The organism is Microbacterium algihabitans, from assembly GCF_032464975.1.
Taxonomy (GTDB): Bacteria; Actinomycetota; Actinomycetes; order Actinomycetales; family Microbacteriaceae; genus Microbacterium; species Microbacterium algihabitans.
Map to the genome: position 1 here is coordinate 1,116,632 of NZ_JAWDIU010000001.1, position 23,440 is coordinate 1,140,071.

A 23,440-nucleotide genomic window follows, 5' to 3' on the forward strand; every position below is an offset into this window, starting at 1 on the left:
CGACCGGTCCTTCCGGTGACGCTCTCCCCCGCCCGGCCTCGCACTCCCCTCACGAAACGCCGCCCTCCGCGGCAGAAGGTGAAGTACAACCGCCGCGAGGCGATCGCCGGCTACCTGTTCATCTCGCCCTGGATCCTCGGGTTCCTCGTCTTCACGGCGGGGGCGATGATCTACAGCCTCGTCATCTCGTTCTCGAGCTACAACCTCGCGACGGGGGCCGCCCGACCGGTCGGCGTCACGAACTACTCTCAACTGTTCGAAGATCCGCGGGTCGCCGTCTCGCTCGGCAACACGCTGTTCTACGCCGTCATGGCGGTGCCGCTCGAGATCGCGTTCGCCCTGGTCCTCGCGTTGCTGCTGAGCCGGGTCGGCCGCGGGGCCGGCATCTTCCGCACGCTCTACTACCTGCCGAAAATGACGCCGGCGGTCGCCACCGCCGCGGTGTTCTTCCTACTGCTGAACGGCAATTCCGGCGCGATCAATCAGGCGCTCCGAGCCGTCGGCATCCCCGGTCCGCAGTGGCTCGTCGACCCGGCGTGGGTGAAGCCGAGCATCGTCCTGATGGCACTGTGGACCGTCAGCGGCACCATGGTCATCTTCCTCGCGGCCATCAAGAACGTGCCCGTCGACCTCTACGAGGTTGCGCAGATCGACGGCGCAGGTCCCGTCCGCCGCTTCTTCTCCATCACTCTGCCGATGATCTCGGGGGCGATGTTCTTCAACGTCATCGTGCTGACGATCGCGGCCTTCCAGGTGTTCGACCAGGCCTACCTGCTGTTCTGGCGCGACCAGAGCAACGCCTCGCCCGAAGCATCGCTCTTCTACGCGATCTACCTCTTCCAGCAGGCGTTCCGGCAGTTCAACTTCGGCTTCGCCGCGGCGATGGCGTGGCTGCTGTTCGTGATCATCCTGCTCATCACGATCGTGCAGGTGCGCCTCGGCAACCGCTTCGTCTACTACGAGGGGGACCGCTGATGGCCGACACCCTGCAGACCCCGGGCGTCGCGCAGGCCCGGCCCGAGCTGGCGGCATCCGTCACGAAGACGCCGCGATGGCGCCGTGCGCTGAAGCAGCCCAAGACCCTGGCGGGCCGCGTGGTCCTCGCGGCGGTGCTGGTCGTCTTCGCGCTGCTGTTCCTCTACCCCTTCGCGTGGCTGCTCGCGGCGAGCCTCAAGCCGCGCGGCGAGGTGTTCGACAACGCCCTGATCCCGAAGACCTTCACCCCGGGCAACTACGCCGAGGTGTGGACCCAGCTCCCGCTGCTCAGCTGGATGTTCAACAGCGTCGCGATCGCCCTGCTGGCGGCGACGACCGTCGCGGTGATGAGCTCGATCGTCGCCTTCGGCTTCGCGTACTTCCGCTTTCCCGGCCGCGGGCTGCTGTTCGGGCTCGTGCTCGCGACGATGATGCTGCCCGGTGCGGTCACGATGATCCCGATCTACCTCATCTGGAAGGAGACCGGGCTGCTCGGCACCTGGGTGCCGCTGTGGGGCATGAATCTGTTCGGCTCGGCCTTCTACATCTTCCTGCAGCGGCAGTTCTTCCTCGGCGTCCCCCGGGAGTTGTTCGAGGCGGCGCGGCTCGACGGCGCCAGCGCCTGGGGCCTGTTCTGGCGCATCGCCATGCCGCTGTCGATCCCGTCGTTCATCATCGTGTTCCTGTTCGAGTTCCAGGCGAGCTGGAACAACCTCCAGGCCGCGCTCATCTACCTCAACGCCGGCAGCGTCGAGGAGTTCACCGCGCCGCTGGGCATCGCCTACGCCATGACGAAATACAGCCCCAGCGCGGGCGGCCAGGGCGACTACCAGTACGTGATGGTCGCGTCGCTGCTGGTGACCCTCCCGATGCTGATCATCTTCGCCTTCGGTCAGCGCTACTTCATCGAGGGCGTCGCGACCCAAGGCCGCAAAGGCTGACACTCCCCCCTCTCGAAAGGACACATCATGCGAAAGCGCTCCCTCGCCGGCGCCGCGGTCGTCGCGGCATCCGCCATCGCCCTCACCTCGTGCAGCGCGGGCTCCGACGACCCCGCCGCCGACGTCGACATCTCCGCCGCACCGACGGGCGCTCTCGCCGCGTGGGGCTTCGAGAACGCGGATGACGTGGGGCAATCGCGCCTCGACTACGCCGCCGGCCAACTCCCCGACGTCGAGGTGACCCTGGATGCCACGGCCTTCGACGCCCAGAAGTTCACGACCCGCATCGCGAGCGGCGACGTCCCCGACGTGGTGCAGATGGACCGCCGCTACGTCACCACCTACGCCGCGCAGGGTTTGCTGATCCCCCTCGACGCGTGCTTCGAGGCCGAAGGCGTCACCCCGAACGAGCGCTGGTACCAGAACGTCGTCGACGACGTGACCTACGACGACGGCGTCTACGCGGTGTCGCAGTTCTACCAGCCGCCCGCGATCCTGCTGAACATGAACGTGCTGAACGAGGCCGGGGTGACACCCGCTGAGTTCGACACCTCGAAGATGGACGGGCTGCTCGCCGCGGTCGGCAAGATCTACCAGGCCTCCGGCGGCACCCCGTCGCGTCTCGGCTTCGATCCCGTCGCGACGGGACAGGGCGGACTCTGGGTTCTCGGCATGGGCGGACAGCTGACGGATGCCGAGGGCAAGCCGACCCTCGACGATCCCGCCAACGCGGCGGGCATCGACGCGCTGAAGCAGATCACCGACGCCCAGGGCGGCTACGCGGCGGTGAAGAGCTTCACCGACTCCTTCGACACGTTCGGCGACGCCAACCAGTTCGTGAAGAACCAGGTCGGCGCGCAGGTGGCCAACCAGTGGTACCCGAACGTGCTCGGCGCCTACCGCGACCAGGTCTCGCTGCAGGCGGTCCCGTTCCGCGATGCAGAAGGGCAGCCGTTCTCGCTCGCATCGGGCACCGCGTTCGCGATCCCCGTGGGGGCGAAGAACCCCGCGGCGGCCTGCGCCTGGATGACCGACCTCACCTCGACCGACGCCTGGATGGCGGCCGGCGCTGCGCGCGCCGCGACGATCGAGAGCAAGGGCGGGCTCAACACCGGCCTGTTCACCGGTTCGCCCGAGGCCGACGCGATGATCCGCGATCAGTTCGTGGTGCCGACCGGCGACAGTGGCTTCGATCAGGTGATCTCGACGTACTACGACGTGGTCGAGAGCGGGAAGTCGTTCGGTTCGTCGCCCGCCGGGCAGGACATCCAGAACGAGCTCAACAACGCGATCACCGCGGTCCTCCTCGGCGACAAGACGACCGAGCAGGCCCTGGCCGACGCGCAACAGGCCGCGCAGCGGGCGTACGACAACGCGACGGCGAAGTAGCGCCCCGCGCCCGCCCCGTCGCGGGCACAACTCCGGAAGAACGGCCGCCCCGCGCGCACACTCCCGCCGAATGACGGCGTCCCGCACCCCTGGTTGCCGCAGAATTCAGGAGTTGTGTACGCGGTGCGGTCAGCGGACAGACCGAAGGCCCCGCCGAAGCGGGGCCTTGGGGTCCAGCGGATGCGGCTCAGGGGCGCGGACGCTCGTCCTCGACCACCGACTGCACGCTGTCGGTCGCGGGGGTCTTGTCGTCGGCGCGCACCTCGTCGGCGGCGATCGCGATGTCGATCGCGGCGTCTTCGAGGGCCTCCGCGACGACGTCGCTCACGTCTCCGCGGTCGTCGGCGGCCGGCGTGGTGCGTTCAGGCTCGAGACCCTCCGTCACGCGGTCCGCGGCCTCGATGTCCGACTCCGCGTCAGCCGCCGCCACGCGCTCGCGCGCCTGGCGGACCGTCTCGTCCACGGCGGCGGCGGCTCCGGCCGCGACGTCCTTCGTCTTCGACACGGCGGTGTCGATGGTCTCCGACGCGCTGGCCGCGAGGTCCTTCGACCGTGCACGCACGTCACCGGCCGCCGCCGACGCCCTGAGCTTCGCGTCATCGGCCACGGCCGACGCGCGATCCGCGACGTCCTTCGCCTTGGCCTTCGCGTCATCGGCCACTTCCGAGGCGCGGGCGGCAACGGCATCCGCCCGCTCTTCGGCCTCGGCCACGACATCGCGGTCGAAGGGTCCGAAGACGCCCGTCACCACGACGTCGACGTCGACCCGGCCGCGGCCTAGCGGCTCGAGCGCGGTGCGCACGGCCCGGCGGACCTCGTCCGACACCTCGCGCAGCTTGTGCGGGTAGTCGACGACCAGCGAGATGGTCGCGGTGACCCCGTCGGCGCGGGCGGTGTCGATCTTCACGCCCGGGGCGGTGCGGGCGAGGCCGACGCGCTCGCGGACGGCGTCGGACGCGCGTCCGAGCAGGCTGCCGAGCGCGTGCACGCCGGGAACCGATTCCGCGGCGGTCGCCGCAAGCGTCGCCGCGGCCTCGAGATCGGGCGGGTCGATGGTCGCATCGATGCTGGTCATGACGTCTCCTCGTGGGGTGTCAGTGCACGCGGGTGTTGTCGCGCGCGAGCTTGGCGCGCAGGCCCGAGTGGATCGAGATGTAGGCGCGCAGGTTCTGTCCGGTGAGGGCGGCGAGGTTCGTCACAAGCGTGTCGACGTGCTCGGCCACCTGACGCGGCGAGGTGTTCTGTCGCGGGGTGACCGCGACGTGCAACACGGACTCGTGCTGGATCTCTCCGGCGCTGACCCGCGACGACAGGATCTCGTCGCGCTCGGCGAGCGCGTTCTTCAGCGCCTCCGACGCGAACCCGTCGGTCACGGTGATGCGACCCTCGGCGCCGGCGCTGCCGGTGGACTGCAGGGGCGCCTGGCGGCGTCCGCGCACGGCGGCCGAGGCGATGAGGATGAGCACGATCGCGATCACCACGAAGGCGGCGACGGCGCCCCAGCCGGCGGACTCGCGTCCGAGCGACTCGAGCCAGCCCTGGAACCCGCCCATGACGGTGGTCCAGGTGTCGGCGCCGCCGGGCACGAGGCCGACGAGCAGCGCGAGGGCCGCGAGTGCCAGCAGCACGAGGGCGACCACGAAGAGGACGAAGCGGTTCAGACCGCGACGCGTGGCGTTCATCGGGACTCCTTGGTGTCGGGGCGCTCGACGCGCAGGTGCGTGCGCACGGCGGGGGTGAGCTTGTAGGCGGCGACCTCCTCGTCGACGATGCGGCGCAGCTGCGCCTCATCGACCGGGATGCCGACCGGGGGACGAACCGTCACGTCGACCGAGCGGTGGGCGACGCCCACGACGATGTCGTCACGGGCGATGCCCGACTCGTTGCTGAGGTGCTGGGCGATGGCGGATGCCACGACGCCGTTGTCGACGACGACGGCACGGTCGCCCCACTCCATCTCGTGGCGCGAGAGGCGCCCGGGCTTGAGGGCGAGGATCAGCACGAGCAGACCGAGGATGGCCAGCACGACGCCGGCGACGATGAAGGCGACCGGCATGAGTGCGGTCGGGGCCGCCACGAGGGCGTTCAGGGCCTCGCCGGGACCGACCAGCAGCGGCTGGGCTCCCACGAGGTGGAGAATGATCTCGACCGCGGCGTACGCCAGCGCGAGCAGCAGCAGCACGACCACGACGAGCATGGCCACGGTGCGCGGGGAGTGGGTCTCGCGGCGCACGACGGTGCGGAGCACGCTATCGCTCATCACAGCACTCGCTTTCGCTGGGGGGCGCTGGCGCCCGTGATCGTCAGGTCGACGCGCGAGACCTCGCGGCCGAACAGCCGGGTCAGACGCGTGCGCAGTTCGCCCTGCGCCGCGCGTGCTGCGTCGAGCACGGGGGTCGCGGCGCGGACGGCCTCGGTGTCTTCGAGGCGGGGGACGGGGAAGGGCGTCGACACGCGCACCACGGCGGAGTCGCGGGACGAGACGATCTCGACGTGGACGTTCTTGGCATCCACGCCGACGATGTCGGCGGCGGCCCGCTCGGCCGTCTTCTGCAGCACGCGGTCGGCGATGTTCACCCGACCGGCGGGGAGGCCGGGGCCGGCAACCGTGGTGCGGTTGCCGACCCCGGGGGAAGCGGTGACGGTGGTCACGATGTGCTCCGACCCTTGAAGGCGTTGACGACGTTGCGGACGTCGATCTCACCCGCGGTCATGCGGGCGACGACCACACCGATCGCCATGAACAGGGCGACGAGGATGAATCCCCAGAAGCCGAAGATCAGGGCGCTGAGGGCCAGCACCAGGCCGGCGAGCGCGCCCTTCGTGCTGACGCTCACTGGACGCGCTTCTCGGACTCGGCGTCGTTGTTCTCGTCGCCCGGGATGTGGACGTCGTTCACGTCGACGTTGACCTCGACGACCTCGAGGCCGACGAGACGGTTGATCGCACCGGCGACGCGGGCGCGCACCTGGTCGGCGACCTCCTGGATGGGGGCGCCGTACTCGACGACGATGGTGACGTCGGCGGCGGCCTGGGTCTCGCCCACCTCGACCTTGACGCCCTGCGTCAGGTCGGTGGCGTTCATGGCGTCGCGGATGGCGCCGAGGGCGCGGGCTCCGCCGCCACCGAGGGCGTACACGCCGGTGACCTCGCGGGCCGCGATGCCGGCGACCTTGGCGACGACGCCTTCGGCGATCGTGGTCTTGCCTTCGGTGTGGGCCTCCGGGCCGCGTCCGCCGAGGGGGCGGTTCACGCGCGACGCCGCCTGGGGGACGTTCTGCGCAGCGGGGGTGGTGGTGGTGTCGGTAGCCATGTCCGTGCCTTTCGATGTCTGGACCCGGTTGCTCCGGGGTGGCGCTTCGGCCTACATGACTAAGACGTAGTGGGTGGGGGAATCGTCACGCCGCGCTTGAAAAATCTCGAAGAATCTGTATTCGACAGAATGGGAAAGGCCGATTCCCGCAGGATTGCGAAGATGAGCGCGGTCCCACCGCCCGATGCGGTGCGCCGCGGAATCGCGAGGAATCGACGGTCTTTCCGCCGCCCGTGGGGCCCGAACGCGGGCGTACGCTCGACCCATGCCCCCCATCTCGCTCGCGGCCAGGTCCTGACGTGGGCCGCCTCACCGCCTCCCGTCGCGTCACGCGTCTCACCCTCGACGGCGTGAACAGGCAGAGACCGGATGCCGTGGCGGTGGAGGAACCGCTCGAGATCCGCGTCGCCGGCACCCCCCTGTCGGTGACCATGCGCACGCCCGGTCACGACGTCGAACTCGCCGCCGGGTTCCTCGTCTCGGAGGGCGTCATCAGCCGTGGCGACCAGTTCTCTCGCGCGATCCACTGCGGGGGGCCCGGGACGGGCGGCGCCGACGGCAACACCTACAACGTCCTCGACCTGACCCTCGCGCCGGGAGTGGACCTGCCCTCCCCCGACATCGCGCGCTCCTTCTACACGACGAGCTCGTGCGGGGTCTGCGGCACGGCGTCGATCGAGGCCGTCGAGAAGGTGTCGAGCTACGACGTCGCCTCCGACGGCATCCGGGTCTCGGCCCACGACGTCGCCGCCTTCCCCGATCGCCTGCGCGAGCAGCAGAAGACCTTCGACAAGACCGGTGGACTCCACGGCGCGGCGCTCTTCGACGTCGCCACCGGCGAGCTGCTCGTCGCCCGCGAAGACGTGGGACGCCACAACGCGGTCGACAAGGTGGTCGGCTGGGCCCTGCTGAACGACCGTCTGCCGCTGCGCGGTACCGTGCTACAGGTGTCGGGCCGCGTGAGCTTCGAGCTCGTGCAGAAGGCCGTGATGGCCGGCATCCCGATGCTCTCCGCCGTCTCGGCGCCCTCGTCGCTCGCGATCGAGCTCGCCGAGCGCGCGGGTCTCACCCTCGCCGCCTTCGTGCGGGGCAACAGCATGAATCTGTACACGCGGACGGATCGCATCATCGCACCGTCCACAACCCCCGCGACGACCGACCTCGCGAGCGTACGCTGACGACGACCGGATGCCACGAGCCCGGCGCCACGACCATCGGAGGAACTGTTATGGGTGAGTCGTTCGGATTGATGACCGAAGAGCCGCGCCAGGGGGGCCTCGGCCCGCAGGTCGACGGCGACTGGTCGAGCACCGGTCCCTACGAGCACCCAGCCGCCGGCTGGGGCGCCGCCCTCACCGTCGGCAAGGTGCTCTACGAACAGCGCCAGCCGATCGCGGGCACCAAGGCGATGTTCACGATGAACCACCCGAAGAGCGGTTTCGACTGCCCCGGGTGCGCCTGGCCCGACGACAAAGGCGTCACCCTCGACATCTGCGAGAACGGCATCAAGCACGTCACGTGGGAGATGACCCACAAGCGGGTCGGTAAAGAGTTCTTCGCCGAGAACTCCGTGAGCGAGCTGTCGCAGTGGAGCGACTTCGAACTCGAAGACGCCGGTCGCCTCGTCGGCCCGATGGTCTACGACGCCGAGACCGACCACTACGTGCCGATCTCGTGGAACGACGCGTTCCGCATGATCGCGCAGCACCTCACCGCGCTGGAATCCCCCGATCAGGCGGCCTTCTACACGTCGGGGCGCCTCAGCAACGAGGCCTCGTTCCTCTACCAGCTGTTCGCGCGCGAGCTCGGGACGAACAACCTCCCCGACTGCTCGAACATGTGCCACGAGGGCTCGGGTCGTGGGCTCACGGCATCCCTCGCCACCGGCAAGGGCACCGCAGACCTCGAGGACTGGGAGAACGCCGACGCGCTGTTCATCCTCGGCGTCAACGCGGCCTCGAACGCCCCGCGCATGCTCACCAGCCTCGCCGAGGCGATCGACCGGGGCGCTCAGGTCGTGCACGTGAACCCGCTGCGCGAGGTCGCCGGCACCCGCACGATCGTGCCGCACGAGATCGTCGACATGGCGACCTTCCACTCCACCCCGACCAGCACGATGAACCTGCAGGTGCGCCCCGGCGGCGACCTCGCCCTCATCCGCGGCATGGCCAAGGTGGTCTTCGAGGCCTCGGCGACCGACCCCACCGCGATCGATCAGGCGTTCCTCGACCAGTACACGAGCGGGCTCGACGAGTACCGCGCGATGGTCGAGGCGACGACGTGGGCCGAACTCGTCGAGCAGGCGGGTCTGACCGAGACCGAGATCCGCCAGGCCGCGGCGGTCTACCTCGCCTCGGAGCGCTGCGTCATCAGCTGGTGCCTCGGCGTCAGCCAGCACCAGCACGGCGTCGACACCGTGCGCGAGATCGTCAACCTGCTGCTGCTGCGCGGGAACGTGGGTCGGAAGGGCACCGGCCCCTCACCCGTGCGCGGCCACAGCAACGTGCAGGGCAACCGCACCTGCGGCATCAACCACAAGCCCACCGAGGACTGGCTCGAGAAGCTCGACGAGGTCTGCGGCATCACCTCGCCCCGCGAGCCCGGCCTCGACACCGTGCACACGGTCGCGGCGCTGCACCGCGGCGACCTCAAGGTCTTCCTCGGCATGGGCGGCAACTTCGTGCGGGCCGCTCCCGACACCAAGCTCACCGCCGAGGGCATGGGACGCTGCGAGCTGACCGCGCACGTGAGCACGAAGCTCAACCGCAGCCACCTCACCCACGGCAAGGCGGCGCTTATTCTCCCGTGCCTCGGCCGCACCGAGCGCGACGAGCAGGAGTCGGGGCCCCAGTCGATCTCGACCGAGGATGCCATGAGCTCCGTCATGCTCTCGCTCGGCTCTCGCAAGCCCGCCTCCCCGCACCTGCTGAGCGAGCCCGAGATCATCGCGCGCATCGCCCGCGCGACCATGCCCGAGTCGGCGACGCCGTGGGAGTGGTACGTCGGCGACTACGACCGCATCCGCGACACGATGGCCAAGGCGCTGCCCGGCTTCGAGGGCTTCAACCAGCTGGTGCGCCAGCCCTACGGCTTCCGCATCCCGCAGCCCGCGCGCGAGCGCGACTTCCAGACGCCGTCGGGCAAGGCCGAGTTCTCGCACGCCGAGCTGCCGAACGTCATCCCCGAAGAGGCCGACGTGCTGGTGCTGCAGACCATGCGCTCGCACGACCAGTGGAACACCACCATCTACTCGGCCGACGACCGCTACCGCGGCGTGCGCAACATCCGCGAGCTCGTCTTCATGAACCGGCGCGACATGAAGGAGCGCGGCATCGCCGAGGGCGACCTCGTCGACATCGTCGCCACTTCGCGCGACGGCTCGGTGCGCAGCGTCACGGCGTTCCGCGCACTGGAGTACGACACCCCGCGCGGCAGCGCCGCCGGGTACTTCCCCGAGATGAACGTGCTGCTCGGCCCCGACGACTACAGCCGTCAGAGCGACCAGCCGCTGATGAAGGACATCCGAGTGCGCATCGCGAAGACGGCCTGACGCCGGGAGGGGTCGAGACCCGCGGAGCCTGCGACCCCTCAGAGATCGAGCTGCCAGAGCGCCTGGGTCGTCGTGACGCGCAGCGCGTCGGCGGCGTCGGCGAGCGCGCGCTCCGCGCCCACGACCTCGCTCATCGAGAAGACGCGCGATCCGACGGCGTCCGCGCCGACGGCCCCGGCGATGACGACCGCCGGCACCCGGTGGCGAGCGGCGACCGAGAGCACGTGCCCCGGCCCCTTGCCCGCGATGCTCGTGGCATCGAAGGCCCCTTCCCCGGTGAGGGCGAGGTCCGACTCGGCGAGCGCCTCGCCCAGCTCGAGCGCCTGCGCGACGTAGGCCGCGCCGTCGACCACCTCGGCGCCGGCCGCGAGCAACGCGCCGGAGAGACCGCCCGCGGCGCCCGACCTCGGCACGACCGAGACGTCGAGCCCGAAGCGCTCGGCCCAGTCCGCGGCATCCGCCCGCAATCTTTCCGTCAGGCGCTCGACGAGTTCGGCGTCGGCGCCCTTCTGGGGGCCGAACACCTCGGCCGCGTGCACGAACGTGGTGGTCGTGTCGGTGAGTACCGTCACCTGGCCGGGGGCGAACGGCACGTGGTCGCCGAGCGCCTCGATCGCCCCGCGGCCGCCGTCGGTCGCCGCGACGCCGCCCGTGCCCACCACGATGCGGATCGACCCCGAGTCGAGCGCGAGCCCGATGAGCTCGCCGACACCCCGCGTCGTCGCACCCCAGGGGTCATTGGCCTCCGCTCCTCCGGCGAGGACGAGTCCGGATGCCGCTGCCGACTCGATCACGGCGGCTCGACCGTCGAGGCGCCAGGCCGCGTGCACGGGTTCGCCGAGCGGTCCGGTCACCTCGTCGTGGACGTTGGCCCCGCCGAGGGCGTCGAGCGTTCCGTCTCCGCCGTCGGCCATCGGCACGATCGCGATCTCCGCGCCGGGCCATCGGTCGCGCACGGCCCGGGCCATGGCATCCGCCGCCTCTCGCGCGGTCAGCGTGCCCTTGAACTTGTCGGGGGCGATGACGATGCGCATGGGCGTCCTCTCAGCGGACTGCTGACGGCGCAGCCCCGTCCATCTTGCCCCGAGCTGTCGCGCAGGCTCAGCGATCCGCACATCGTCAGCCCGGAGGCCGCGAACCCGACCGATTTTCTGCAGATCGCTGAGGTTGCGCTCCGACGCTGCGGGAGACCCCGGGCATGTCGGCGGTCCCAACTAGACTGACTGGCGTCCGGCCCCTGCGATCTTGGAGCTCAGCCGCGTGACCACCCCGAACCCCGCCACCCGTACCGCTCTTGCGGACACCGTCGACAACGCGATCGCCACGCCCGAGAAAGAGCAGCCCTACGGCGCTCTCGGTCTGAAGAGCGACGAGTACGCGAAGATCCGCGAGATCCTGGGCCGCCGCCCCACCAGCGGCGAGCTCGCGATGTACTCGGTCATGTGGAGCGAGCACTGCTCCTACAAGTCGAGCAAGATCTATCTCCGTCAGTTCGGCCAGAAGGTCAGCGACGAGATGAAGACCCGCCTCATGGTGGGCATGGGTCAGAACGCCGGCGTCGTCGACGTGGGCGACGGCTGGGCGGTCACCTTCAAGGTCGAGTCGCACAACCACCCCAGCTACATCGAGCCCTTCCAGGGCGCGGCCACCGGCGTCGGCGGCATCGTGCGCGACATCATCTCGATGGGCGCGCGCCCGGTCGCGGTGATGGACCAGCTGCGCTTCGGCGCGATCGACCACCCCGACACCCCGCGCGTCGTGCACGGCGTGACCAGCGGCATCTCGTTCTACGGCAACTGCCTGGGCCTGCCGAACATCGGCGGCGAGACCGTGTTCGACGCGGTCTACCAGGGCAACCCGCTCGTCAACGCCCTCGCGGTGGGCGTCATGCGCCACGAAGACATCAAGCTCGCCAACGCCACCGGCGTGGGCAACAAGGTCGTGCTGTTCGGCGCCCGCACGGGTGGCGACGGCATCGGCGGCGCGAGCATCCTGGCATCCGACACCTTCGCCGACGGCGGACCCACCAAGCGCCCCGCGGTGCAGGTGGGCGACCCGTTCGCCGAGAAGGTGCTCATCGAGTGCTGCCTCGAGCTGTACCGCGACGACCTGGTCGAGGCGATCCAAGACCTCGGCGCCGCGGGCATCTCGTGCGCCACGAGCGAGCTCGCCGCCAACGGCGACAGCGGCATGAAGGTCGAGCTGTCGAAGGTGCTGCTGCGCGACCCCTCGCTGACGCCCGAAGAGATCCTCATGTCGGAGTCGCAGGAGCGCATGATGGCGATCGTCGCGCCCGAGAAGCTCGACGCGTTCCTCGCCGTCGTCGGCAAGTGGGACGTCGAGACCAGCGTGCTCGGCGAGGTCACCGGAGACGGCCGCCTCGTCATCGACTGGTACGGCGAGCGCATCGTCGACGTCGACCCCTCGACCGTCGCGGTCGACGGCCCCGTCTACGAGCGCCCGGTCGCGTACCCTACGTGGATCGACGCGCTCAACGACGACAGCGCCGCGAAGCTGGAACGGGCGACGGATGCCGACACCCTCCGCGACCAGTTCACGACCCTCGTCGCGAGCCCCAACCTCGCCGACACCTCGTGGATCACGAACCAGTACGACTACTACGTGCTCGGCAACACGGCGCTGAGCTTCCCCGACGACGCCGGCATGATCCGCGTCGACGAGGAGACCGGTCTCGGCTTCGCGATCGCGACCGACTGCAACGGCCGCTACAACCAGCTCGACCCCTACAACGGCGCGAAGCTCGCCCTCGCCGAGGCGTACCGCAACGTCGCCGTCACGGGTGCCGTGCCCACGGCCGTCACCGACTGCCTCAACTTCGGCAGTCCCGAAAACCCCGAGGTCATGTGGCAGTTCAGCCAGGCCGTCGAGGGCCTGAGCGACGGCTGCCTCGAACTCGGCATCCCGGTCACCGGCGGCAACGTCTCGTTCTACAACCAGACCGGCGACCAGCCGATCCACCCGACCCCCGTCGTGGGCGTCCTGGGCATCATCGACGACGTCGCGGCCCGCATCCCCAGCGGATGGCAGGACGCCGGCGAGAACCTCTACCTGCTCGGCGTCACCGCCGACGAGCTCGACGGCTCGCAGTGGGCGGGCACGATCCACGATCACCTCGGCGGACGCCCGCCGAAGGTCGACCTCGCCATGGAGCGCAAGCTCGCCGAGCTGCTGCAGGCCGCAGGATCCCAGTCGCTGGTCTCGAGCGCGCACGACCTGTCGTCGGGCGGTCTTGCGCAGACCCTCGCCGAGGGCGTCATGCGCTTCGGCGTCGGTGCGCGCGTCTGGATCACCGAGCTCATGGAGCGCGACGGCGTGGATGCCACGGCCGCCCTGTTCAGCGAGTCGACCGGCCGCGTGCTGGTCAGCGTGCCCCGCGAAGAAGACGTGAAGTTCCGCGGACTCTGCGACGGCCGCGGCTACCCGGTGCTGCGCATCGGCGTGACCGACGTCGAGCCCGGCACCGAGGCCACCCTCGAGATCCAGGACGTCTTCACCGTTCCCGTCTCGGAGCTGCGCCGCCTCTCGAACGAGACGCTCCCCGCGGTCTTCGGGCCCACCGTGTCGGAGCCGGTGGCCTGAGCCCCGGGCCCCGGCCCTGCCCCGCACCCCCGCAACGACGAGAGGAGACGCGCGATGACCGATGAAGACGACGACATGACCGTGTTCAGCGACAAGCGTCAGAAGCGCGTCAAGATCACCGCGTGGGTCGTGATCGGCGCGCTCGTGCTCACCGGCGGCGGCGCGACGGTCATCTCGCTGATCCTGGGCTGAGCCCCGCGATCCCCACATGAGGGCGTTGCGGGTGGCTTGCGGATTCCGGCCTGACGCCCAGCGTGGTGTCGGAGGCCCGTCGTAGCATGGGCACGTGGAACCGCTGATGGCCCTGTTGGTCGACTGGTGGTGGATCGGCCCCGCGGCGGCCGGTGCGGGCACCGTCGGCTGGATCGGCGTGCGCCGCTCACGCCAGCGCGCGCTTCCCGCCGGCACCACGACCACCACCGATCGCGCCGCCCGTGCGTGGGCCTCGCGTCCGCTGGGCAAGTCGGCCGCCCGCCGTCTCGAGCTCGACGCGGCGACGCTCGACCTGCAGACCGCCCGCACGGCGGTCATGCGCGGCCGCGCCGAGATCAAGGTCGCCGACGCCGAGGTCGTGCGCGCGCAGGCCGAGCGCGCGGCATCGCGCGTCTCGAACGACCAGGTGGCTGCCGCCCGGGCACGACTCGCCGACGCGCAGCGCGACCTGCGCGCGGCCATGGCCGAGGTGCGGGCGCGGCGTGCGGGCGTGAAGGCGGCGAAGGCGATGCTCCCGGCGATCCGCTCGGGCAGCGCGCCCCTGCCTGTCGCGCGATTGCTCGCCGAGCACGACGCGATCCTGATGCGCTGGATGACCTACGAGACCGACCCGGCCCTCGCGATCGATTACCCCCAGATGAGCGACTCCCGCTCTCCCCTGCTCGCCGAGTTCCTGCGCGCGCACGAGCGGGCGCAGTGGCTCCGGCCGGCCTCGGTGCAGACGCGCCTGGCTCCCGCCGACTTCCTCGCTTATCGCGACGCCGTGCGCCGCACCGCCCACGCCTTCGATCGCGCCGAGCGTGCCGCGCGCCGTGGCGGAGAGCAGCCGCGGCTCGAGGCCGACGACGCGTGGGGCCGCATGGCATCCGACCTCGCCGAGACCGCGCAGCGCGCTCTCGCACGGTCGATGGAGTCGGTCGGTCGGGCAGCCGCTCGCAGCTGGAGCGAGCGCGGCGCGAAGCGCGCGCAGAAGAAGACTCCGGATGCCGAGGCCCCCCGGCCGCAAGACGGCTCGGTCTGGCCGCCTCCCGCACGAGACCGGCCGCGTCCGCCCGCTTCCTGAGAGGGGCCGAGAACAGCGGCGTAGCATGGCGCCGTGAATGAGTTCTGGACCTTCGCCGGGCACTACTGGTGGCTCGTGTTCCCCGTCTTCGGGATGACGATGGGTGCCATCAACGCGCGCGTGAAGCATCGCGAGGTCACGGCTCGACGCCGCCACCGCGAGCAGCTCGAACTGCTGAAGGCCCAGGGCGGAGCGATGGCCGTCTCGGCCGCCGGCGGTGCCGGTGCGGCCGCGCCGATCGGTGCGGCATCCGTCGCCTCCAGCGAAAGCACCCAGAAGCGCGTCGTCGCCGCGCAAGACCAGGTGACCCACCGGTGGCTGGAGTACGAACTCGACGCCGCCAAGCTCATCAGCTACCCCGCGATGAGCGACGGGCGCCAGCCGCTCACGGCCGCCTTCCTGCGCGCGAAGAAGGTCGCCGACAACCTGCGTCCCGCCGACGGCGAGATCCTTTCGCCCGAGCAACTCAAGGAGTACCGCGACGCCGTCACCGACTACGAGGTCGCCTTCGAGGTGGCCGAGCGCGACGCCCGCCGCGTGAAGGATGCCGCCTTCACCGCCGATGAGCGCAAACGCCTCGACACCGCGAAGAAGCTGCTCACGGTCGCCACCGACCAGGCCGCGACCCGCAACGAGCGACAGCTCGCCTACCGCCGCGTGCGCGAAGAGCTCGACGGCCTCATCCTGCTGTCCGACGACGCCGTCGACGTGCTCGAGAAGAAGGTCGCGCTCGAGCTCCCCCGCGAGCGCTCGACGCCCCCGGCATCCGGACCCTCGGCCGAGGCCGCGCCCGGCTCCGTCGCCTGATCCTGCGGGCGCCAGGCTCACCAGAATCAGACGATCGCGACAGAGTCGGACCGCCCGGCCCGCGGCGTCCCCCCGCGGGTATGCGAACCCGATTCACCGGGTGAATCGGGGCACCACCCCCGTCAGCGCGCCCGACGAATGCGCACCGGCCCCCGAGCCGTGGTCACGTCGACCACCTCGCCCTTCTGCGTGACCTCGACCTCGCCGAGCTCGACCAACGATCGCGCGGCGTCGCGTGCGGGCTGCATGAGGTCGCGCCAGTCGTCGCCGCCGACCGCTCGCGCCGCCTCCGAGGGGCAGATGGTCTTGTCGGCGTCGCGCGCGGCGAGCAGTTCGCGGATGGATGCCACGAGGCGGGGATCCGCAGCAGATGACGAGGCCATGTGTCCAGTGTCCCCCCGCGAAAAGGGGCCGGGGCCAGACTGTCCCGGTGATCACCGAGCGCCACGCCCCCGACCTGCCCGGACGCGCCGTCATCGCGCAGCGCTGGAACCGCGCGATCTTCGTGCACTGGCGCATCGATCCGGCGGAGGTCGCCCCCCTGCTGCCCCCGGGGACGCGTCCCGATGTGCACGACGGTTCCGCCTGGGTCGGGCTCGTCCCCTTCGTGCTGAGCGAGTTCCGGTTCCTCCCGCTGCCCCCGGTGCCGTTCGTGGGCTCGTTCACCGAGATCAACGTGCGCACCTACGCCGTCGACGACGAGGGCCGTCGCGGGGTCGTGTTCCGCACCCTCGAGGCCGAACACCTCGCCCCGGTGCTCGCGGCGCAGGCATTGTTCGGCCTGCCCTACCGCTGGGCGCGCGCGGGGGTGCGCGCCGACGGCGCGCGGATCGAGTACCGCTCGCGGCGCCACGGGGGTCGGCATCCGTCGACCCGGGTGCGGGCGACTCTCGGCACCGAGACGGTCGACACCCCGCTGTCGCGCTTCCTCACCGCGCGGTGGGGGTTCCACGAGCGACACCTCGGCCGCACGATCTGGGCGGCCAACGCGCACGAGCCCTGGCCGCTCGTGACCGCCGAGCTCGAGGCGCTCGACGACGACCTCGTCGCCGACTCCGGCTTCCCCCAGCTGGCGGGACGCACGCCCGACTCGGTGCTGGCCATGCCCGCCGGCCACCCCGGTTTCATCACGCGTTTCACGGGGGCGCACGCGATCGCCTGAGGCGAGGACTGGCAAAAGTCTTTCACCCGCCTGCGGGTCAACTTCATCTACCCACCCCAGTGACGGGATGTATACGTTCGAGATGGAAGAAACAGCGACTACAGGCGCTGACACTCCCCTGATATGGAAGGAATGTCATGCCCACTCGCAAGCACACAACACTCGGGATCGTCGTCGCTCTGGCGTTCGTCGCCTTCGCCCCTCATCCCGCCCTTGCCGCTGAAACCGCATCGTCAACTCCGCAGGAGACCTTCAACGAGTTCGTTGACGACCTCGCGCTTGCCCCCGCCGGGAAAGAGGAGATTGAGAACTATTTCGCGTCCCTGCCCGAGGCAACGCAGGAAGCAGCAGCAGCAGACCCCTCGACACTCTTCACCTACCCGGAGCCGAGCTCGACTGTGAGCCAAGTCTCGACTACGTCCTCGGACGAGCATCGGGTTTCCCTGTTCTCGGGCCCGGCTGTCCGAACTCTCCAGGTGATCAACCGGCAGGACGTCAAGATCGCCGGCGTCACGCTGATCACATTCAGTCTGAGCTACACCTACGAGGCGCGCGGTGGCTCTGTCACAAGAAAGATCGCGTGCAACGGAGCGGCCTCAGGCGTGATCAGCGCATCGTCCTCTCCTTCGACTTGGATCTCGCAAGGCCGAGGAACATGCGAGATTCGCACGAAGGCAAGCGTCTTCGTGAAGGGGGCGCCCTTCCAGTTCACCAAGGTGCACTCGGTCACCACGCAAGCCGGCAATCCCGCCCGGGTCGACGGCAGAATCTACACGGCATGACAGCACAGAGCCGCGCTAGCGTGACCCGTTTGCGCTGGTGGCCAGTAGGCCTGACTGCCGTCGCGATGGTCGCACTGGTTGCTCCACTGCCCACCGGCTGGAACGGTCTTCTCCAAATGGCGGCCGTCGTCCTCGCTGTCGTGGCCCTCTGCGTCGCTCGCGATCGAACGACGCGTGTGATCGCGGCGGCCGTCATCGTCGTCGTCGGGGCCGTGATCTGCGTCCACCTGACGAGCTACGTCGCCGCTGCGCAGTTCGAAGGCACGTTCTCCGACGACGCCGTCCTCGTCGAGTGAACACCGGTTGACGCCGATGGCCCCCTCCGCGCGACGGCGGAGAGGGCTTCGGGCGGAACGCGTCAGTCGCGCTGCGTCGAGAACGCCTCGGGGTACTTCTCGAGCCAGGCGTCGACGGCTTCGGCCTCGCGGCCCTCGCCGTACTCGTTCACCACGAGGTCTTCGAGCGAGCCGTACTGCTCGTCGTCGAGCTGGATGCCCTCGATGAGCTCAGCGGCATCCGGGTACTTCTCGGCGAAGCCCGACGTGCCGAGGAAGTGCAGCGCCTCCGGGTCGCCCATCAGACCCTGGGGGTCTTCGAGGTCTTTCACGTCGTAGGCGTCGTTGGCCCAGAACGGACGCCACAGCGTGACGGCGATGTCCTTCTGCGCCGAGATGGCGTTGTCGAGCTCGGTGAGCATCGCCGCGGTCGACGAGGTGACGAGTTCGAAATCGCCGTTGAGGCCATAGCCGGGCAGCATGGTCTCCTGCGTCTGCTTTGTCAGGCCCGCGCCCGGCTCGATGCCGTAGATGCGGCCGTCGAAGCGGGCCGCGTTGGCCTTGAGCTCCTCGATCGAGTCGATGTCGACGTAGCTGGGCACCGCGATCGTGAGCTTTGCGTTGTCGTAGTACGCGCCGAGGTCTTCGATCTTGTCGCCGTAGCGGTCCATGTACGACTTGTGCGTGAGCTCGGGCCACGCCGAGGGGTAGATGTCGACGTCACCCTGGGCGAGACCGGTGTACAGGGGGCCGGCCTCGGTGAGCGTCTGCATCTCGACGTCGTAGCCGAGCTTGCCGAGCTGGTCCTCGAGCAGGTACGCCGTGCTCAGACCGTCGGTCCACGAGGGCAGGAAGCCGAGCGTGATCGTGCCCTTCTCGCCGCCGCCGCCGGTGCCGCCTTCGGCCTGGTTTCCGCTGGCGCAGCCTGCGAGGGCGAGGGCGCCCACGGCGCCGAGGGCGAGGGCTGAGGTGAGGTGTCGCGTGTTCATTGCTGTGTTCTCTTCCGTTTCGTATGTGATTCCGTGGGTGCCTTCCCGCGTGAGGGGTCGATTCCTGTCGCCTATCGCGTGCAGAAGCGACAGAAGATGACCCCTCACGCGGAGAAGAAGGGGGCGGATGCCGGAGCTCAGCGCCCGGCCGACACCGGGGTGCGGCGGGTCGGCGTCTGGTCGCGCTCGATGGAGTCGGCGGCATCCGGAGTCGAGGCCGCGGACGTCGTGTCAGCCGCGCGCGCGGCACGGCGACGGCCCAGCACGCCGAGCAGCGATCCGGTGTTGTCGGCGCGGTTGCCGAGCGCGGCGGTGAGGCGGTCGAGGTAGACCGCGAGCACGACGACGCTGAGGCCGGCTTCGACGCCCTTGGGCAGGTTGACCGTCGAAATCGACTCGACGACTTCCTTGCCGAGGCCGTCGGCTCCGACGATGCCGGCGACGACCGCCATCGACAGCGCGAGCATGATGACCTGGTTGATGCCGGCCATGATCGTCGGCATCGCGAGCGGCAGCTGGATGCCGCGCAGGATCTGGCCCGGTGTGGCACCGAAGGCGTGACCGGCCTCGACGGTCTCGGAGTCGACGCCCCGGATGCCGAGCTCGGTCAGACGCACGCCGGGGGGCAGCGCGAAGATCACGGTCGACACGACGCCGGGCACGACGCCGATGCTGAAGAACGTGATGGCGGGGATGAGGTAGACGAAAGCGGGCATCGTCTGCATGAAGTCGAGGATCGGCTTCAGCACTGCCCGCACCGTGGAGTTTCGCGCCGACCAGATGCCGAGCGGCACAGAGATCGCCACGGCGACGACCGTCGCGACGAGCACGAGGGCGAGGGTCTGCATCGCGGTGACCCACTGGCCCATCGCGAGGATCAGCGCGAAGCCGATCACGGTGCCGAGCGCGAGCTTCCACGAGCGCAGGAGCCAGGCGAGCAGAGCAGCCACGACGATCACGACGACGATGGGAGCGGCGAGCAGCACGTCGCTGAGGCCGCCGACGAGGAAGCGCACCACGAGGGCGATCACGTCGAACAGGCCGGAGAGGTTGTCGCGAAGCCAGTCGACCCCGGAGTCGACCCACACGCCGACGGGAATGCGGAAGCCGTTCATCGGGCGACCTCCTGGTTCTCGAGGGAGGTGGCATCCGGCGCATCGAGCACCGCGTCGATCTCGGCGGAGGGCAGGGGCTGGGGCAGCACGGTGATCTCCTCGGTCGAGGTGGGTCCGGGGCCGAGCGCGGCGAGCAGCGTCACGCGCGGGATGACGCCGCTCAGACGGCCCTCGGTGTCGAGCACCGCCAGCGGGAGCGGCGACTCGACCGAGGGGACGAACAGGTTCATCAGCACCTCGTCTTCGTGCACGCTCTGCGGCAGCGGCTTGAGCTTCGACAGCAGCGAGCTCTCGCCGGCGCGCACGAGTGTGATGGCGTCGCGGTCGGTGATGATGCCGAGCGGCTTGCGGTCGCGGTCGGTGACGTAGACGGCCGACATGTAGGCGTCGCGCATCTGGCGCAGGGCCGTGCGCGGACCGGCCGAGGCCTCGACGCGCGGACGCGGACGCTCCATGACGTTGCCCGCGGTGAGCACGCGGGCACGGTCGACGTCCTGCACGAACTGCTCGACGTAGTCGTTGGCCGGGTCGGTGAGGATGTCTTCGGGCGTGCCGATCTGCACGATGCGCCCGTCGCGCATGACCGCGATGCGGTCGCCGAGGAACATGGCCTCGTTGAGGTCGTGGGTGATGAAGACGATGGTCTTCTTCAGCGTGCGCTGCAGCTCGAGCAGCTGCTCCTGCATCTCGCGACGGATCAGGGGGTCGAGCGCGCTGAACGCCTCGTCCATCAGGAGCACGTCGGTGTCGGCGGCGAGGGCGCGGGCGATGCCGACGCGCTGCTGCATTCCGCCCGACAGGGCCGAGGGGAGCTTGTCGCCCCAGCCCTCGAGGCCCACGAGGGCGAGGATCTCGTTCGCCTTCGCGAGACGCTCGGCCTTGCCGACGCCGCGCAGTTCGAGCGGGTAGGCGACGTTGGCCGCGACCGTCCGGTGCGGGAGGAGCGCGAAGTGCTGGAAGACCATCGCGAGACGATCGCGGCGCAGCGAGCGCAGACGCGACGAGCTCACGCCGGTGAGGGCGTCGCCCTGCACCTCGACGGTTCCCGCGGTGGCCTCGTGCAGGCCGTTCAGCATGCGGATGATCGTGGACTTGCCGGAGCCGGACAGGCCCATGATGACGAAGATCTCGCCGGGGTGGACCTCGAAGCTGGCGTCGATCACGGCGGCGGTCCCCTGCTCGGAGACCTCGCTGCGCGAGAAACCGGCGCGGAGTTTCTCGACGGCGGCCTGAGGAGCGCGGCCGAAGACCTTGAACAGGTTCTTCGCCGCGAGGGCGGGTGTCGATAGGGCAGGCGGGTGGGTCACTGTGTGCACCTCAGCGGCCTTCGGGTGGCCGCAGCGGTCACGCCCGGGTGGCAGCCGTCTGCGCTCTCCGGGGGGAGGAGCGCGTCGGCACCGGACATCGGATCCGGCGCCCAGGCCGCCGACCGTACGCTCACCGGTTCGACTCCCCCGAGTCGTCACCGGCGACCGCGGACTGGTCGGGTGGGCGGCCCCGTCAAGGGCCTCCACCAACGTTTCACGCCCATGGATCGCCTGGCAAATCGCCGGTCGGCTTGAGATCGCGGATGCCGTGTGGCACGCGCGCACGTGTGAATCGGTGCGCTCCGTCATCGGGGGTCGACCGTCGCGGCACGAGGCCCGGGCGTGTCGCGGGGCCCCTTGCGCGAAGGCCCGGGGATGTGGCATCCGGAACCCTCCGCGCCCGGCGGGAGGGCCAACCGGGCGGGGCGTCAGTCGGCGGCGGGCTGCTCCGCGGCCGAGCGGTGGTGGCGGATGACCTCGGCGACGACGAAGTTGAACCACTTCTCGGCGAAGACCGGATCGAGGTCGGCGTCTTCGGCCAGACGCATCAGACGAGCGATCTGCTGCTCTTCACGGGCGGGGTCGGATGCCGGCATGCCGTGCTTCGCCTTGAGCACCCCGACCTGCTTGGTGCAGCGGAAGCGCTCGGCCAACAAGAAGATCAACGCGGCGTCGATGTTGTCGATGCTGCCCCGCAGCCCCTGCAGGATGGTCGAAGCGTCGGCGTCGGTCATGTGGCCTCCCAGATCGCTCCGACCCTACCGCGCCGTGCGCGCCCCCGAGCACGGCTCCCAGGGAGTCCTACAGTGGCACCATGAGCCGATCGACGCACCCCGACCCCACCGCCGAAGGCGCGGACGCCGGGGCGTCCACCTCTCGCGACCGACCGATGTGGTCGGCGCTGTCTCGGCCGTATGCGGCGGGGTTCTTCCTCACGCTCGGCGGTCTGACCGCGTTCCTCCTCGCCCTGGCTCTCGGCAAGCTCTCGACGGTGCTCATCTACATCGCGATCGCGCTGTTCGTAGCCCTCGCGCTGGACCCCCTCGTGCGCCTCCTCGTGCGCCGCGGGCTCTCGCGCGCGTGGTCGATCGTCATCGTGTTCGGCGGTCTGGCCGTCATCCTCGCGGGGGCGCTCTGGCTGCTCATCCCGCCAGTCGTGCGACAGGTCGAGCAGTTCGTGGGCGACATCCCCTCGTTCGTGAACGACCTGATCGACAGCGAGGCGGTGCGCTGGGTCGAGACCAACTTCGGCGACAGCCTGGGCGACATCCTCAAGGAGATCCAGAACTTCGCCACGAACCCGTCGAACATCGCCGCGATCGGCGGCGGCCTGCTGCAGGTCGGCATCGGGATTGGCGAGTTCATCTCGGGCGCGATCATCGTGCTCGTGCTGAGCCTGTACTTCCTGGCCTCGCTGCCGAAGATGAAGAACAGCCTCGTGCGCCTCAGCCCCGCTCGAAGCCGCGAGACCGTCGCCGACATGACGGGGCAGATCACCGACTCGGTCGGTGGCTACCTCGCCGGCATGGTCGTGCTGGCCCTGTGCAACGCGGTGTTCGCGTTCATCGTGTTGACGATCCTGCAGCAGCCGTTCGCCGCCCTGCTCGCAGCACTCGCCTTCGGCATCACGCTGATCCCCCTCGTCGGATCCGTGCTCTTCTGGGCGACGGCGACGCTGTTCACTCTGCTCGTGAGCCCGACGGCCGGTTTGTGGTTCGCGGTGATCTATCTCGCGTACATGCAGGTCGAGGCATACGTCCTGACGCCCCGCGTGATGAACCGCACGATCTCGATCCCCGGCGCGCTCGTCGTCATCGGCGCACTCGTCGGCGGCACGCTGCTCGGCCTGCTCGGTGCGCTGGTTGCGATCCCGGTGACGGCCTCAGTTCTGCTGATCATCAAGCAGATCGTGATTCCGCGCCAGGACGCGAAGAAGTAGCCCGCGCGCGACCAGAGCGC

At 69.9% G+C, this 23,440-nt stretch carries 25 protein-coding genes; 13 read left to right on the top strand and 12 right to left on the bottom strand.

Annotated features, from left to right (window positions below; all coding sequences use genetic code 11):
• Nucleotides 1-15 precede the first annotated feature (15 nt).
• From RWH43_RS05245 to RWH43_RS05255, 3 genes are read left to right on the top strand one after another with little or no spacing between them, the layout of a single operon-like run.
• A complete protein-coding gene (locus RWH43_RS05245) occupies nt 16-975 on the top strand; it encodes a carbohydrate ABC transporter permease (protein ID WP_144830710.1) in 960 nt (319 codons plus the stop codon).
• Nucleotides 975-1,916, top strand: a complete 942-nt coding sequence (locus RWH43_RS05250; RefSeq protein ID WP_316000858.1) for a carbohydrate ABC transporter permease — start codon at nt 975-977, stop codon at nt 1,914-1,916. The genes RWH43_RS05245 and RWH43_RS05250 overlap by 1 nt, the downstream gene beginning before the upstream one ends.
• A gap of 27 nt (nt 1,917-1,943) precedes the next feature.
• Nucleotides 1,944-3,305: an ABC transporter substrate-binding protein gene (locus RWH43_RS05255; RefSeq protein ID WP_316000859.1), complete on the top strand. Its 1,362-nt coding sequence runs from the start codon at nt 1,944-1,946 to the stop codon at nt 3,303-3,305.
• Nucleotides 3,306-3,492: 187 nt separating this feature from the next.
• On the opposite strand, the gene RWH43_RS05260 is transcribed toward RWH43_RS05255, so the two are convergent.
• Genes RWH43_RS05260 through RWH43_RS05285 form a run of 6 tightly spaced genes read right to left on the bottom strand, consistent with a single transcriptional unit; the run spans nt 3,493 to nt 6,618 of the window.
• Nucleotides 3,493-4,380 carry an Asp23/Gls24 family envelope stress response protein gene (locus RWH43_RS05260; protein WP_316000860.1) on the bottom strand — a complete coding sequence of 296 codons (888 nt, stop codon included), beginning with the start codon at nt 4,378-4,380 and terminating at the stop codon, nt 3,493-3,495.
• Nucleotides 4,381-4,399: 19 nt separating this feature from the next.
• Nucleotides 4,400-4,987 carry a hypothetical protein gene (locus RWH43_RS05265; RefSeq protein WP_187358433.1) on the bottom strand — a complete coding sequence of 196 codons (588 nt, stop codon included), beginning with the start codon at nt 4,985-4,987 and terminating at the stop codon, nt 4,400-4,402.
• Nucleotides 4,984-5,553 carry a DUF6286 domain-containing protein gene (locus RWH43_RS05270; protein WP_316000861.1) on the bottom strand — a complete coding sequence of 190 codons (570 nt, stop codon included), beginning with the start codon at nt 5,551-5,553 and terminating at the stop codon, nt 4,984-4,986. Before RWH43_RS05270 ends, RWH43_RS05265 begins: the two co-directional genes overlap by 4 nt.
• Before the next feature lie 11 nt (nt 5,554-5,564).
• On the bottom strand, nt 5,565-5,957 hold the full coding sequence (locus RWH43_RS05275; RefSeq protein WP_316000862.1) for an Asp23/Gls24 family envelope stress response protein: 393 nt from the start codon (nt 5,955-5,957) through the stop codon (nt 5,565-5,567).
• Nucleotides 5,954-6,142: a DUF2273 domain-containing protein gene (locus RWH43_RS05280; RefSeq protein WP_144830731.1), complete on the bottom strand. Its 189-nt coding sequence runs from the start codon at nt 6,140-6,142 to the stop codon at nt 5,954-5,956. Before RWH43_RS05280 ends, RWH43_RS05275 begins: the two co-directional genes overlap by 4 nt.
• A complete protein-coding gene (locus RWH43_RS05285) occupies nt 6,139-6,618 on the bottom strand; it encodes an Asp23/Gls24 family envelope stress response protein (RefSeq protein ID WP_144830734.1) in 480 nt (159 codons plus the stop codon). The genes RWH43_RS05280 and RWH43_RS05285 overlap by 4 nt, the downstream gene beginning before the upstream one ends.
• Before the next feature lie 299 nt (nt 6,619-6,917).
• Here RWH43_RS05285 and fdhD point away from each other — a divergent pair, with 299 nt between their 5' ends.
• Nucleotides 6,918-7,796 carry a formate dehydrogenase accessory sulfurtransferase FdhD gene (fdhD, locus tag RWH43_RS05290; protein WP_316000863.1) on the top strand — a complete coding sequence of 293 codons (879 nt, stop codon included), beginning with the start codon at nt 6,918-6,920 and terminating at the stop codon, nt 7,794-7,796.
• A 50-nt stretch (nt 7,797-7,846) separates the two neighbouring features.
• The gene (locus tag RWH43_RS05295; protein WP_316000864.1) at nt 7,847-10,168 is read left to right on the top strand and encodes an FdhF/YdeP family oxidoreductase; all 2,322 of its coding nucleotides are present in this window, start codon (nt 7,847-7,849) and stop codon (nt 10,166-10,168) included.
• Between the two features lie 38 nt (nt 10,169-10,206).
• Here the strand turns inward: RWH43_RS05295 and RWH43_RS05300 are convergent, their stop codons facing one another.
• On the bottom strand, nt 10,207-11,202 hold the full coding sequence (locus RWH43_RS05300; protein ID WP_316000865.1) for a glycerate kinase: 996 nt from the start codon (nt 11,200-11,202) through the stop codon (nt 10,207-10,209).
• Between the two features lie 226 nt (nt 11,203-11,428).
• Here RWH43_RS05300 and purL point away from each other — a divergent pair, with 226 nt between their 5' ends.
• The 4 genes from purL (at nt 11,429) to RWH43_RS05320 (ending at nt 15,851) form a co-directional block, all read left to right on the top strand.
• Nucleotides 11,429-13,768, top strand: coding sequence for a phosphoribosylformylglycinamidine synthase subunit PurL (gene purL / locus RWH43_RS05305; protein ID WP_316000866.1), 2,340 nt, complete (start codon nt 11,429-11,431; stop codon nt 13,766-13,768).
• Nucleotides 13,769-13,822: 54 nt separating this feature from the next.
• The gene (locus tag RWH43_RS05310; protein ID WP_164481587.1) at nt 13,823-13,960 is read left to right on the top strand and encodes a hypothetical protein; all 138 of its coding nucleotides are present in this window, start codon (nt 13,823-13,825) and stop codon (nt 13,958-13,960) included.
• A 94-nt stretch (nt 13,961-14,054) separates the two neighbouring features.
• The gene (locus RWH43_RS05315) at nt 14,055-15,044 is read left to right on the top strand and encodes a coiled-coil domain-containing protein (protein WP_144830749.1); all 990 of its coding nucleotides are present in this window, start codon (nt 14,055-14,057) and stop codon (nt 15,042-15,044) included.
• A gap of 33 nt (nt 15,045-15,077) precedes the next feature.
• Nucleotides 15,078-15,851 (top strand): hypothetical protein, encoded by a 774-nt coding sequence (locus tag RWH43_RS05320; protein WP_154096970.1) that lies wholly within the window; start codon nt 15,078-15,080, stop codon nt 15,849-15,851.
• A 122-nt stretch (nt 15,852-15,973) separates the two neighbouring features.
• Here the strand turns inward: RWH43_RS05320 and RWH43_RS05325 are convergent, their stop codons facing one another.
• A complete protein-coding gene (locus RWH43_RS05325; RefSeq protein ID WP_307207676.1) occupies nt 15,974-16,234 on the bottom strand; it encodes a DUF3253 domain-containing protein in 261 nt (86 codons plus the stop codon).
• Between the two features lie 47 nt (nt 16,235-16,281).
• Here RWH43_RS05325 and RWH43_RS05330 point away from each other — a divergent pair, with 47 nt between their 5' ends.
• The 3 genes from RWH43_RS05330 to RWH43_RS05340 all read left to right on the top strand — a co-directional run bounded on the left by RWH43_RS05330 (nt 16,282) and on the right by RWH43_RS05340 (nt 18,091).
• The gene (locus RWH43_RS05330) at nt 16,282-17,013 is read left to right on the top strand and encodes a YqjF family protein (RefSeq protein ID WP_144830759.1); all 732 of its coding nucleotides are present in this window, start codon (nt 16,282-16,284) and stop codon (nt 17,011-17,013) included.
• Nucleotides 17,014-17,150: 137 nt separating this feature from the next.
• Nucleotides 17,151-17,795, top strand: coding sequence for a hypothetical protein (locus RWH43_RS05335; RefSeq protein ID WP_316000867.1), 645 nt, complete (start codon nt 17,151-17,153; stop codon nt 17,793-17,795).
• Nucleotides 17,796-17,911: 116 nt separating this feature from the next.
• Complete coding sequence (locus RWH43_RS05340; RefSeq protein WP_144830766.1) at nt 17,912-18,091, top strand: hypothetical protein; 180 nt, start codon at nt 17,912-17,914, stop codon at nt 18,089-18,091.
• 62 nt (nt 18,092-18,153) lie between these two features.
• On the opposite strand, the gene RWH43_RS05345 is transcribed toward RWH43_RS05340, so the two are convergent.
• From RWH43_RS05345 to RWH43_RS05360, 4 genes are all read right to left on the bottom strand, one after another.
• The gene (locus tag RWH43_RS05345; RefSeq protein ID WP_316000868.1) at nt 18,154-19,059 is read right to left on the bottom strand and encodes a glycine betaine ABC transporter substrate-binding protein; all 906 of its coding nucleotides are present in this window, start codon (nt 19,057-19,059) and stop codon (nt 18,154-18,156) included.
• Nucleotides 19,060-19,196: 137 nt separating this feature from the next.
• The gene (locus tag RWH43_RS05350; RefSeq protein ID WP_316000869.1) at nt 19,197-20,174 is read right to left on the bottom strand and encodes an ABC transporter permease; all 978 of its coding nucleotides are present in this window, start codon (nt 20,172-20,174) and stop codon (nt 19,197-19,199) included.
• Nucleotides 20,171-21,481, bottom strand: coding sequence for a quaternary amine ABC transporter ATP-binding protein (locus RWH43_RS05355; protein WP_316000870.1), 1,311 nt, complete (start codon nt 21,479-21,481; stop codon nt 20,171-20,173). Before RWH43_RS05355 ends, RWH43_RS05350 begins: the two co-directional genes overlap by 4 nt.
• A 428-nt stretch (nt 21,482-21,909) precedes the next feature.
• Nucleotides 21,910-22,215, bottom strand: coding sequence for a chorismate mutase (locus RWH43_RS05360; protein WP_144830779.1), 306 nt, complete (start codon nt 22,213-22,215; stop codon nt 21,910-21,912).
• An 80-nt stretch (nt 22,216-22,295) separates the two neighbouring features.
• Here RWH43_RS05360 and RWH43_RS05365 point away from each other — a divergent pair, with 80 nt between their 5' ends.
• The gene (locus RWH43_RS05365; RefSeq protein ID WP_316000871.1) at nt 22,296-23,420 is read left to right on the top strand and encodes an AI-2E family transporter; all 1,125 of its coding nucleotides are present in this window, start codon (nt 22,296-22,298) and stop codon (nt 23,418-23,420) included.
• Nucleotides 23,421-23,440 lie beyond the last annotated feature (20 nt).